This is a genomic window from Chryseobacterium oleae (genome assembly GCF_900115055.1).
Lineage (GTDB): Bacteria > Bacteroidota > Bacteroidia > Flavobacteriales > Weeksellaceae > Chryseobacterium > Chryseobacterium oleae.
In genome coordinates, this window is the sequence record NZ_FOVD01000009.1 from 38,051 (window position 1) to 50,512 (window position 12,462).

Genomic DNA, 12,462 nt, shown 5'->3' on the forward strand with positions numbered 1-12,462 from the left:
AGAAAAGACTCAAGACGTTAGATTTCAGACATCAGATTTCAGACTTAAAGCAGAAGCCTTAATTACTATCAACTAGCAACTAGCAACTCTCAACCCTAAAACTCTCATACTCTCAAACCCAAAAACTCGCTTATCCTCCTGTAGAAAAGCTCTCAAAAGTCGTCATCCCGCCATCTACAAAAATACTGGTTCCGGTGATGTAGTCTGCAAGGTCACTTGCGATGAAAGCGGCTAAGTTTCCGATATCCTGTGGCTGTCCTATTCTGTTGTAAGGAATAAGGTTCAGCAAAGAATTCAATGCTTCCGGGGTACTCCATGCATCCTTATTGATGGGTGTTTGAATAGCACCGGGACAAATTGAATTGACGCGGATCTTATTGGCTCCGTATTCCTGCGCAAGGGTCTGCATCAGCATTCTGATAGCCCCTTTGCTGGAAGCATAATTGGCATGACCAGCCCAGGGAATAATTTCGTGAACGGAACTGATGTGTATGATTTTTCCACAGGCAATGGAACGGGAAGGATCTATACCTCTGCGCAGGAACTCTTTGATGGCTTCGCGGGCACAGAGAAACTGTCCGGTAAGATTCACGCCTATGACCGCATTCCATTGGTCGATGGTCATTTCTGTAAATTTTGCGTCCTTCTGAATTCCGGCATTATTGATTAAAATATCTACGGTCCCGAATTGTGAAACGGTATCCTGAAACATTTTGACTACCTGATCTTCTTTGGAAACATCACACTGGTACGTGATTCCTTTTCCACCCGCATCTGTAATTTCCTTTAAAACAGCTTTCGCCTCATCGGTTGATCTTTCTGAAGAATGATTGACGATTACTGTAGCACCGGCATCTGCCAGAGATTTTGCGATTCCTGAACCTATTCCGCTGGATGCTCCCGTAATGACCGCTACCTGATTGCGAAGTGATATTTCCATATTTTATTATTTGATGTTACTCAAAGTTATGGAAACAATTCACCAGGATGGAATTTTTAAATTTAAAATTTTCTTAAAGTTTTTTATACATCAGATATTGCGGACCGCTTCTTCCCATTCTGCTTTTACCATCGTACAGATATCCTGTTTTCAAATAAAGATGATAAGCCGAAAGATTTTTCTGATTGACTGCAAGAACAATTTCATTACAGTCAGGAAAGGTTTTCTTCACAAACTCATCAACAATCTGCATAGCTTCTTTTCCAATCCCTCTTCCCTGTAAAGCCGGGTTGATTGATAAAGACCTCAACAGGGTTGATTGAGTATTATCTGTCAGTTCAAATTTATCTTCTCCAAAATCCAGGACGAAAAATCCGGCAGGTTCGTCATCTTCAAAAACAGTAACGGAAAAAGCCTTGGAATCATTTCTCTCTTTAATTCTTTGCAAAGCCTGTTCTACCGTTGAAGTATACTGCTGCTGATTTTCATCCAGGGCATAATTAAGCGCGGAGAAATCTTCCTGTTTAAAAAGTTCTAATCTGACCATATTCTTAATGATGATAAATATCCTGGTACATCACACCCGCTCTGATCTCCACAGGAAGTTTGTTTTCTTCAGGAACAATCGGGCAGTTGTAATCATAAGCGTTATAGGCGCAATAAGGCTGATAGGATTGGTTGAAATCCAAAACAATGGTGTTTCCTTTCGGTATTTTCAGATCCATATATTTTCCACCTCCGTAGGTGTCTTTTTCGTTCGTCGCATCACGGAAGGGAAGAAAAAGATGGTCTTTATATTTTTCCTGCTTAATCAGGTCGAGACTTTGATAAAGCGTCAGTGTATAAGGTTTTCCATCCAGTTCAAATGTCGCTTTTCCATATTCACGGTAAGACTTGGTTTTACCGGAAGAAGTAGGAAGATCAAAAGGTTGCGGATTCTCTGTTTTAACGAATTTTGCAGTTACTCTGTATTTTAGATCAACTGGAAAAAAGGGATGTTCTTTAAAATGAGTAAAATTGTCTCCACGTAAAGGAGTTTCTTTTGGATTAAGATATTCTGCATTAAGTTCTTTCTGAAATTTCTTGATCTCCAGAATCTCTTTTGAAGCCTTTTTCTGGGCAAAAATAAACAGTGGGGACAGCAGAAGTATGATTAGGTATTTTTTCATGAATGCTTCAAATTATAAGTAAAACTATGAATTTTTCATGGCATGAAAAGTTAAAATTGTAATAAAAACACACAATCTGTTTTAAATAATACCTGTCCCATATTCTTTAGCATATTTTTTGACCCACTGAGCACATGGACAGAAAAAAATTCATTAAAACGGGCATTCTCGCAGTATCAGGTTTTTATTTCCTCAACACGGATCTGTTTAAGGCGATGCAGCCGAAAACCGTTCAACAGGAAAAAGAAATCACCGATGCTCCCATCCTGATTATCGGAAGCGGATATGGAGGTGCTGTGTCTGCCCTCCGTCTTTGTGAAGCCGGAAAAAAAGTGGTAATGCTGGAGATGGGTCTGAACTGGGAAAAATCCGGAATTCCATTCTCTAATATGCTAAAACCCGGAAAAAGTGCAGCGTGGCTGAAAAAGAAAACGATTGCTCCGTTTATGAATATTTTTTCTTTAACGCCTTTTACCGGAACGCTGGACCGAATGGATTTTGAACATATCAATATCTGGGTAGGAAGAGGTGTTGGAGGCGGTTCATTGGTGAATGGCGGAATGGCTGTGACTCCCAAGGAAAGCTATTTTAGGGAAGTTTTTCCTGATCTGGATGCTAAGAAATTTTACAGCACGTATTTCCCGTTAGTCCATAAAGAATTAAAAGTCAATGTCATTGGTGAACAGTTTTTAAAAGACTGTCCTTATTATAAATTTACCCGGGTTGGTGAGGCCGAAGCCCATAAAGCAGGCTTTAAAACCATACGAGTTCCGAATGTCTACGACTTTCAATACATGGAGAAGGAATATAAAAATGAAGTTCCCCGCTCGGCTTTCAATACGGAAGTGATTTACGGAAATAATCATGGTAAAAACAGTCTGGATAAAACCTATCTCAAAAAAGCTTTAGATACCGGAAATCTGGAAATTCTGGATCTTCACTGCGTAGACAATATCAAGCTTAATGATGATAAAACTTATACTTTAAATGTTCAGCAAACGGATACTTCGGGAGCTGTGGTTGCTGATAAGGTATTCAACTGTAAAAAACTGATTCTCGCCGCAGGAACGATGGGAACTTTGAAACTGTTGTTAAAATCCAATGCTACCAATAATTTCCCAATTCATGAACAGATCGGAAAAAGCTGGGGCAACAATGGTAATTTCATGACCGGGAGAAACTGGGTAAAACCTCTGTCAGGCGGAACCGGCGCCAAACAATCAACGATTCCTGTGGGTGGTATTGATAACTGGGAAGATAAAGAACATCCGTTTTTCACAGAGATTGCACCGCTTCCGATGGGAATGGATGTGGCTACAGCCTTATATCTGCTGATCAACCGGGTGGATAAAAAAGGAGAAGTTTCCTATGACAGTATCAACAAAAAGCTCAGTTTGAACTGGGATCAAAGCAATACCGCGAAAATGAAAGAGAATGCCGATTATTTTATCAAAAAGATGAACCGGGCGAATGGCGGGACGAGAAGTCATTTTCTCTTCAATAATGGTTTTGGGGCAGATGTTTGCTATCATCCGCTGGGTGGCTGTGTATTGGGTAAAGCAACTAATGAATATGGAAAATTAAATAATCACGATAACCTATATGTTTTAGATGGTTCTTTAATTCCGGGAACTATTGGGGTCAATCCGTTTGTCACTATTACGGCTATTGCAGAATACTGTATTGAAAATCTAATCCGACAGAATGAATTTGCCTAAGGCTGGGGCATTGATTTCACCTCATCCAGGTATTTCCTGATGTCATTTTCCAGCTTCTGAGGGTATTCAAAATGAAGTTTTCCGGCTAAAGTTGTCCCGAGTTCATGCACAAGATCCGCGAAAGCATACAGTGCACGCCAGTTATCTTCCATATCACTTGCTGAGAAAGTAGCATCTACTTTTGTCCAGAGCTCTGCAGACAGGTGCTTTTTGAAAAGGCGACCGTGTTTATTCGTAGTTATATTGTTCCAGTCGTGTAAGCTGGCAATATACCATTCGATGAGAGGCACCAGATAATCTGTCCTGATCACATCTTCGGACATGAATTTAGCATAAAAAAGATCTCCGCGTTTAAGACATTTGGCCACATAAGTCGTATCCCACCAGAAATCATTCATCAGTTGCCGGAACTTCTGCTCTGTCGGCCGATGGATCATAATGGATTGGTAGGTTGGCGGTTTCAAATCCTTAGTCAGGTTGTCTTTATCCACCAAAACTTTATACCCTACATCCCAATCCTCGGGAAGAGTTTCTGCCTGAACTTCTTGTATAAATTCTGATGTTTGATACAGTTTAAAATCAACCTTCACATGATTGGTATACAGTACCATTTTCATCGCATGTTTCCCGTCAAAATAAGTTTCATCTTCTTCCACCATAGAAATGGGTTCGCCAAAAAGAGAGATCCATTGCTTATCGGTCACATATTCCTGCAAATTTTCAAAGACCAGCTCTACATCCAGGTCGCTGAAATCATCTACAGGCGCATAAGGATTCACCAGCGAACTGGTCAGCAGCACAGCACGGATGTCGGGATTATTTTCTGCCCAACGGATGATCTGTTCCAGTTTTTCTTCCCGCGCCTTCATCGTTTTCTGTTAATAAGATTCTGAGATTTTCACCCGATACACATCAAGCGAATTTCTTTTAATAGATTCCACAAAAAAGCCACCTTCTTCAGGAATCACTTCTTTCAGATCAAAGCTTTTACAGTCTCTCGGCAACCCGGAAAATACTAAGGTAAACCAAAAATCCTGCATAAACGGCACAGCCGTCCAGTTGGGATAGATGGTAATATTTTCAGCATGAATCAGCTTACTTTTATGATCAGACTGATTGTCTAAAAGATAAGTGGAATTCCAGATCCTGATCAGGTTTCCTAAAAACGGTGATGCCGGAAAGCAGCAGTGTACAATGACCTGCTTCTCCTCTTCTATTTTGGTTTGAAGGGATTCCAGCAGTTCTTTTGCGATAATGGGTTTTACGAGTATTTCTTCAACCTCCATAAATGATGAGTAATAGGTAATGAGCGATGAGTAATGGTGAATTTTGCTTCGCAATTCAATTGTCAATGGTGAATTTTTCAATTCTGTTTGTAAAATTCACTATTCACATGACAATCGTGAATTTTGAATTTTGGATTCTGAATTTCTAAACATGCCGTTAAGAATTCACCATTCACTTGCGAAGCAAAATTCACCATTGACTTTATAATAATTAATGACCTCGATAGTCTGAAGTCTGATATCTGCCATCTGAAGTCTAATTCACTATTTAATATTCCAGTTCCAGTTTTTCTTTTGTATAATTTCTCACTTTCTCAGTAAGTTCAGCATTGTGGGCTAATTTCTGACCGTAAGAAGGGACCATTTCCAGCAGTTTGTCTTTCCACTCACCCTGCAGTTTTTCAGGGAAGCATTTTTCGAGAACGTTCAGCATGGCATACACCGCTGTGGACGCACCCGGAGAAGCTCCCAACAGTGAAGCGATAGTTCCGTTTTTATTCACAACCACTTCAGTTCCGAATTCCAGTTTTCCACCATCTTTTTCATCTTTTTTGATGATCTGTACTCTCTGTCCGGCTACTTTCAGTTCCCAGTCTTCTTCGTTGGCATCTTTGATAAATTCTCTCAGATGCTGCATTCTTTGGGATTTTGTCATGGCTACCTGCTGAATAAGATATTTCGTCAGAGGAAGGTTATGCCACCATGCACCAAATAATGATCTTAAATTTTTTGTATTAACACTTTCCGGCAGATCAAGATAACTTCCTTCTTTCAGGAATTTTGTAGAAAATCCGGCAAAAGGTCCGAAAAGAAGCGCTTTTTTACCATCAATAATTCTAAGATCCAGGTGAGGAACAGACATGGGCGGAGCATCTACAGTGGCCTGAGTATACACTTTAGCGTGATGCTTTTCTACCAGTTCCTGATTATGACTTACCAACCACTGCCCGGAAACAGGAAAACCTCCGTAACCTTCACTTTCTTTAATATCTGAACTATCCAAAAGAGGAAGCGCATAACCGCCCGCACCGATGAATACAAAATCAGCGACTACTTCCTGTTTGTGATTGTGAATTCTGTCTTTCACTTTCATTTCCCACTTGCCGTCTTCTCTCGGATCAACATCTTTTACCTCGTGATAAAGGAAAACCTCAACATTCGAATCTTCCAGCAAATGTCTTCCCATTTTTCTGGTTAATGTTCCGAAATTGACATCGGTCCCCATATCCATTTTGGTAGCCGCCATCACTTCAGACTGATTTCTTTTGCTCATCACCAATGGAAGCCATTCTCTCAGCTGCTCATGATCCATAGAATATTCCATCCCGGAAAACAGAACGGAGTCTGCCATTTTCTCATGACGCTTTCTAAGATATTCAGCATCTTTTTCACCGAACACAAGACTCATATGCGGACATGAATTGATAAAATCTTTAGGATCCTGAACATATCCTTTGGTCACCAGATACGCCCAGAACTGCTTTGACATTTCAAACTGCTCTGCGATGCTTTCCGCTTTGGTAATATCTACGGTGCCGTCTGGTTTTTCAGGAGTATAATTGAGTTCACAAAAAGCCGAATGCCCCGTCCCTGCGTTGTTCCAGGCTGCTGTACTTTCTTTCGCAAACCTGCCAAGTCTTTCGAATATGGCGATTTCCAGATTGGGATCAAATTCGTGAAGCAGTGTTGCTAAAGTGGCGCTCATGATTCCGCCGCCTATCAGTACAACGTCATATTTTGGTTTCGGTGTTCTGCTTGTAAGCGAGTGTGGCATAATTCTAAAATTTACATCAAATTTCGGGAAAAGTTTTATAAGTATGAGCGGGTTTAACGATTTTAACACGTTAATTTTTATTGTTAAAACAGTTTCTGAACAGGCAAAAAATTTCTATGGATAAGGTCTATGCTTTCCTATCGAAACAAGCAATCAAATAGTTCATTGGTTTCCGGAAAAGCCTATCTATTGGCCATTTTAAAATTTTGCGAAAATCAGGGAGTCATCATCCAAAATATATTCTAACTTTTATATCTTAGCTTATAATTTGCCTATACCACCCATATTTTAACCATTCACCTTTACAGGGTTTAATGGATAATCAATTTTGGGGATATTTGCTTAATACTTAATGATATGTTTGAAAAGAAAGTGTACCTGCAACGACGTGCTGCCTTACAGTCGAAATTAAATTCCGGGATATTACTCTTTTTGGGTAATGAAGACAGCCCGATGAATTTTAAAGATAATATCTATCATTTCAGGCAGGACAGTACTTTTTTGTATTATTTTGGAATCAATGAACCTTCACTGGCGGCTGTTATCGATCTTGATGAAGATGAAACCATTCTCTTCGGAAATGAAATGAGTATTGATGATATTGTATGGATGGGCAGACAGAAAACGTTAGCCGAAAAAAGTGCTGATTCCGGTTTGTCAAAAATTCTTCCGTTGGATCAGCTCGATAACTATCTCAAAAAATATCAGGATAAAAATCGTTCGGTTCATTTTTTACCGCCTTATCGCCCGGAAAATATAATTAAACTGACGAATTGGTTTAACATTCCTACAGATCAAATTAAAGAGCGCGCATCATTAAGCTTCATAAAAGCCGTTGTAGCAGAGCGTTCCATCAAATCACCTGAGGAAATTGCAGAATTGGATCGTGCAGCAGCAATCTCGGCGGATATTCATTTAATGGTCATGCAACAGGCAAAACCAGGAATGTACGAGCGTGAACTTGCCGCTAAAATACAAAGTGAAGCACTCGCTTCAGGAGGGAATCTGGCTTATCCGGTGATCTTAACCGTTCAGGGTGAAATTCTCCACAATCATTATTATGGCAATCAGCTTAAGGAAGGTCAATTGGTTTTAAATGATTCCGGAGTGGAAACCGCTTTAGGATATGCCGGCGATCTTACCCGTACTTTTCCTGTAGGCAAAACATTCAGTGCTGAACAAAAGGATGTATATGATATTGTACTGAATGCTTATCATCATGCTAAAGATTTATTAGCACCCGGTGTAAGGTATCTGGATGTGCATCTGGCTTCATGCAAAATTCTGGCACAGGGATTAAAGGACATCGGTCTGATGAAAGGGAATATTGATGATGCCGTAGAGGCTGGTGCTCATTCTATGTTTTTTCAATGTGGTACAGGTCATATGATGGGTCTGGATGTGCATGATATGGAAGATTTAGGGGAACAATATGTAGGTTATACCGATGATCTTGTTAAAAATACAACCCAGTTTGGTCTTAAATCTTTAAGATTGGGCAAAGCACTCGAAGAAGGTTATGTGCTAACCGTTGAGCCGGGAATTTACATCATTCCTGAACTCATCGACCGCTGGAAAGCATCGAATCAGTTTGCTGAATACATCAATTACGATAAACTGGAAACATTCAGAAACTTCAGCGGCATCAGAGTGGAAGATGATTTCCTCATTACCGACAGCGGAAGCAGAATGTTGGGTAAACACTTGGCCTTAACTACTGATGAAATCGAAGCAATCAGAAGCGAAGCTTATTAAAAATAAACTCTCACAGTTCTAGCAGATGTAAGCATCTGAGATATTTAGTTGTGGTATTCTTTTTCGGAAGGATACCATTTTTTATGTGCTATATTTCAGGAACAGTCCATTTATCTATGCATTCTATTCAAATAGTCTAATTCCGGTCGGTATCGGTTAAAATCCAACAACTTAGATCTGAATTTATCTCTTAATTTTGAGAAAAGGTTCAACCAATCCTCCCAACTTTTAACTAAACAATGTTTTGATCAACTAAGCTTACAGGTTGATCAGAGCCCATATATTAATCATAAAAAATAAGATTACATGAGTATACAATGGACTGGGGTTTTCCCTGCTGTAACTACGAAATTTACGGCGAACGATGAATTAGATTTTCCGGCATTTGACTTAAATATTGAAGCCCAATTAGAAGCCGGTGCTGAAGGAATTATTTTAGGAGGGACATTAGGAGAAGCAAGTGTTTTAAGTGATGAAGAAAAAATAGAGATTTTAAAGCATACGTTAGAAATTGTGAATGGCCGTGTTCCTGTTTTATTAAATATAGCAGAGCCTACCACCAAAAGAGCCATTGCCGCTGCTCAAAAAGCTGAAGAAGCAGGAGCACAGGGCTTAATGCTGTTGCCACCCATGCGTTATTTAGCGGATTCTGATGAAACTCTTGAATACCTGACCGAAGTCGCTAAAAGCACGAAATTACCCATCATGATCTACAACAATCCTGTTGATTATAAAATCGAGGTGACTTTAGATATGTTCGAAGAACTGGCCAAATATCCTAACATCCAGGCCATCAAAGAAAGTACCCGTGACATTTCAAATATCACACGTTTAATCAACCGTTTCGGTGACCGTTTTGCCATTTTCACAGGCGTTGATCCTATTGCGATGGAAAGTATCGTCATGGGTTGTGTGGGCTGGGTTGCCGGTTTGGTATGTGCATTCCCGAAAGAAACCGTTGCCATCTACCGTCTGGTAAAAGAAAACAGAACGGCTGAAGCTTTAAAAATTCACCGTTGGTTTTTACCGATTTTAGAATTAGACACACATCCTAAATTAGTCCAGTACATTAAACTGGCCGAAGTAGGTACCGGTATCGGAACAGAGAGAACAAGAGCTCCACGTTTAGCCTTAAAAGGGGCAGAACGTGAAAAAGTTTTAAAAATAATTAACGATGGTATAGCGACCAGACCGGAACTGCCTGCAGGTAGTTGGGGTAAATTAGTTTAAAAACCAGATATGAACGGAAAAAATATTGTAGAAGGTGCTTATGTAGAAATTTACGATGGAAGCCTGAAAGCTGTTAATCCCGCAACGGGATTAACGCTTGAAGGTGAGTTTGATAAAGCAAACGAAAGCCTTGTGAATGAAGCCTTACAATCTGCTACCAAAGCTTTCCAAAGCTACAGACATCTCAATAAAGATCTTAAAGCTGATTTCTTAAATGCTATTGCAGACGAAATTACCAATATTGGTGAAGAACTGGTCACCAGGGCTTCAGCAGAAAGTGGTCTGCCTTTGGGACGTTTGCAGGGAGAACTGGGCAGAACAACAGGCCAATTAAGACTATTTGCCAATCTTGTTGCCGAAGGTTCATGGGTAGATGCTATTATCGATACCGCAATTCCCGAAAGACAGCCTTTGCTGCGACCTGATATCAGAAGAATGCTTGTACCGATAGGCCCTGTAGTTGTTTTTGGGGCAAGCAATTTTCCACTGGCCTTTTCAGTTGCAGGCGGTGATACAGCATCCGCATTAGCTTCGGGCTGCCCCGTGATTGTTAAAGCACATCCTGCTCATTACGGAACCAGTGCTTTAGTAGGTGAAGCCATTATCAAAGCGGCTGAAAAAACAGGAATGCCAAAAGGTGTTTTCTCATTATTATACGATGATGGATATACAATTGGAACTGCTCTGGTTAAGCATCCTTTGACTAAAGCGGTCACTTTTACAGGTTCGTTTAAAGGCGGAATGGCCTTGATTCATCTTGCACAGCAACGTGAACATCCTATTCCCGTTTTTGCTGAAATGGGAAGTATCAATCCTGTTATTTTCCTTCCGGAGATCATAGAAAATCAGGCCGAAGAACTGGCTAAAAAATATGCAGCATCCATTACTTTGGGAGCTGGTCAGTTTTGCACTAATCCGGGGTTATTGTTAGCCGTTCAATCACCGGCACTCGACAGCTTTATAACCTTTTTAAAAGAGGCTATTGCCAAAATTCCATCAGCGACCATGCTGACAGAAGGAATTGCCCATAACTATGAACAACTTTCTACTGAGATTGTCAATGAAAACGGTGTTGCCCTTTTATCGGCTTCAAGTTTAAAGAACGACGAACTTCAAAATCAATCTCAGGCTAAAATCGCCCAGGTCAGCGCCAGTCATTTCATCAATAATCCAAAGCTCCGTGAAGAAATTTTCGGACCTTACTCACTCTTGGTTGTGGCTCAGGATATGTCCGAACTCGAACAAGCAGTCGATGTACTGGAAGGACAGCTAACCATAACAATAATGGCCGAAAAATATGAACTTCAGAATCACCGGAATTTAATTGATAAACTGACAGACAAAACCGGAAGGATAATCTTCAATGGAGTGCCAACAGGCGTAGAAGTCTGCGCTGCCATGCAACATGGCGGGCCTTTTCCAGCGACTAATGACAGTCGGTTTACTTCAGTCGGTTCTACAGCCATTCACCGTTTTGCTCGGCCATTGGCGTATCAGGATTGGGAACAGGAATTATTACCCGATGAATTGAAAGACGGAAATCCTTTGGGTATTTTCAGAACCGTTAACCAGAAATAAACAAATCTCATGAGTAAAACATTTTTTTGCATAGATGCCCATACCTGCGGAAATCCGGTAAGGTTGGTAGCGGGTGGCGGTCCTCAGTTAGTGGGTACCAACATGAGTGAAAAACGCCAGCATTTTCTTAAGGAATTTGACTGGATCAGAACCGGTTTAATGTTTGAACCGCGTGGCCATGATATGATGTCGGGAAGTATTCTTTATCCTCCTCATGATCCTAATAATGATGTTGCGGTTCTCTTCATAGAAACCAGCGGTTGTCTGCCCATGTGCGGCCACGGTACGATTGGTACCATCACCATTGCCATTGAAGAAGGCCTGATTCAACCCAAAGTACCTGGCATCATCCGAATGGAAGCTCCGGCGGGCTTGGTACTGATTGAATATAAACAGGAAGGTAAAAAAGTAAAATCAGTGAAGCTAAAAAATGTAGCCTCCTATCTTGCTGCTGAAAACCTGCAGGTAGAATGTCCGGATTTGGGTAAGCTTACTTTTGATGTAGCTTATGGCGGAAATTTCTATGCTATTGTAGATCCTCAGGAAAATTTTCCGGGATTGGAACACTATACCGCTGCACAACTTATTACCTGGAGCCAAACCATCAGAAAAAGAATCAATGAGCAATATACTTTTGTTCATCCTTTAGACCCAACGATCAATGGCTGCAGCCATGTACTCTGGACAGGAAAAACTATTGACCCTGCATCAACCGCCAGAAATGCTGTTTTTTATGGAGATAAAGCAATCGACAGGTCACCTTGCGGAACCGGAACGTCTGCCCGTCTTGCGCAATGGTACGCTAAAGGAAAATTAAAGCCGGGTGAAGATTTTATTCACGAAAGTTTTATCGGCAGCAAGTTTACGGGAAAAATTGAAGAAGAAGTGGAACTTAACGGAATCAAAGCGATCATTCCAAGTGTAGAGGGCTGGGCTAAAGTATTTGGTTACAATACCATTAAAATTGACGCTGAAGACGATCCTTATGCACACGGATTTCAGGTGATTTAAA

The 12,462-nt window shown here is 40.6% G+C and carries 11 protein-coding genes; 5 read left to right on the forward strand and 6 right to left on the reverse strand.

The annotated features are described in order from the left end of the window. Positions 1 to 130: 130 nt before the first annotated feature. The 3 genes from BM143_RS21020 to BM143_RS21030 all read right to left on the reverse strand — a co-directional run bounded on the left by BM143_RS21020 (position 131) and on the right by BM143_RS21030 (position 2,109). Positions 131 to 940: a glucose 1-dehydrogenase gene (locus BM143_RS21020; protein WP_090027069.1), complete on the reverse strand. Its 810-nt coding sequence runs from the start codon at positions 938 to 940 to the stop codon at positions 131 to 133. 73 nt (positions 941 to 1,013) lie between these two features. Continuing rightward, complete coding sequence (locus BM143_RS21025) at positions 1,014 to 1,487, reverse strand: GNAT family N-acetyltransferase (RefSeq protein ID WP_090027071.1); 474 nt, start codon at positions 1,485 to 1,487, stop codon at positions 1,014 to 1,016. A gap of 4 nt (positions 1,488 to 1,491) precedes the next feature. Beyond that, complete coding sequence (locus BM143_RS21030; RefSeq protein WP_090027073.1) at positions 1,492 to 2,109, reverse strand: DUF1684 domain-containing protein; 618 nt, start codon at positions 2,107 to 2,109, stop codon at positions 1,492 to 1,494. A gap of 134 nt (positions 2,110 to 2,243) precedes the next feature. On the opposite strand from BM143_RS21030, the gene BM143_RS21035 reads away from it, so the two are divergent. Further along, entirely contained in the window at positions 2,244 to 3,827 is a 1,584-nt protein-coding gene (locus BM143_RS21035) for a GMC family oxidoreductase N-terminal domain-containing protein (protein ID WP_090027075.1), read from the forward strand. Here the strand turns inward: BM143_RS21035 and BM143_RS21040 are convergent. From BM143_RS21040 to mqo, 3 genes are all read right to left on the reverse strand, one after another. Beyond that, on the reverse strand, positions 3,824 to 4,696 hold the full coding sequence (locus tag BM143_RS21040; RefSeq protein WP_090027077.1) for an AadS family aminoglycoside 6-adenylyltransferase: 873 nt from the start codon (positions 4,694 to 4,696) through the stop codon (positions 3,824 to 3,826). The genes BM143_RS21035 and BM143_RS21040 overlap by 4 nt on opposite strands. Before the next feature lie 9 nt (positions 4,697 to 4,705). Next, positions 4,706 to 5,113, reverse strand: a complete 408-nt coding sequence (locus BM143_RS21045) for a hypothetical protein (protein ID WP_034727328.1) — start codon at positions 5,111 to 5,113, stop codon at positions 4,706 to 4,708. Between the two features lie 268 nt (positions 5,114 to 5,381). Further along, on the reverse strand, positions 5,382 to 6,887 hold the full coding sequence (gene mqo / locus BM143_RS21050) for a malate dehydrogenase (quinone) (protein WP_090027079.1): 1,506 nt from the start codon (positions 6,885 to 6,887) through the stop codon (positions 5,382 to 5,384). Between the two features lie 357 nt (positions 6,888 to 7,244). On the opposite strand from mqo, the gene BM143_RS21055 reads away from it, so the two are divergent. The 4 genes from BM143_RS21055 (at position 7,245) to BM143_RS21070 (ending at position 12,461) form a co-directional block, all read left to right on the forward strand. Next, positions 7,245 to 8,642 (forward strand): aminopeptidase P family protein, encoded by a 1,398-nt coding sequence (locus BM143_RS21055; protein ID WP_090027081.1) that lies wholly within the window; start codon positions 7,245 to 7,247, stop codon positions 8,640 to 8,642. A gap of 306 nt (positions 8,643 to 8,948) precedes the next feature. Then, the gene (locus tag BM143_RS21060) at positions 8,949 to 9,872 is read left to right on the forward strand and encodes a dihydrodipicolinate synthase family protein (RefSeq protein WP_090027084.1); all 924 of its coding nucleotides are present in this window, start codon (positions 8,949 to 8,951) and stop codon (positions 9,870 to 9,872) included. Positions 9,873 to 9,881: 9 nt separating this feature from the next. Continuing rightward, positions 9,882 to 11,450 carry an aldehyde dehydrogenase (NADP(+)) gene (locus tag BM143_RS21065; protein WP_090027086.1) on the forward strand — a complete coding sequence of 523 codons (1,569 nt, stop codon included), beginning with the start codon at positions 9,882 to 9,884 and terminating at the stop codon, positions 11,448 to 11,450. 9 nt (positions 11,451 to 11,459) lie between these two features. Continuing rightward, on the forward strand, positions 11,460 to 12,461 hold the full coding sequence (locus BM143_RS21070) for a 4-hydroxyproline epimerase (RefSeq protein WP_090027088.1): 1,002 nt from the start codon (positions 11,460 to 11,462) through the stop codon (positions 12,459 to 12,461). Position 12,462 lies beyond the last annotated feature (1 nt).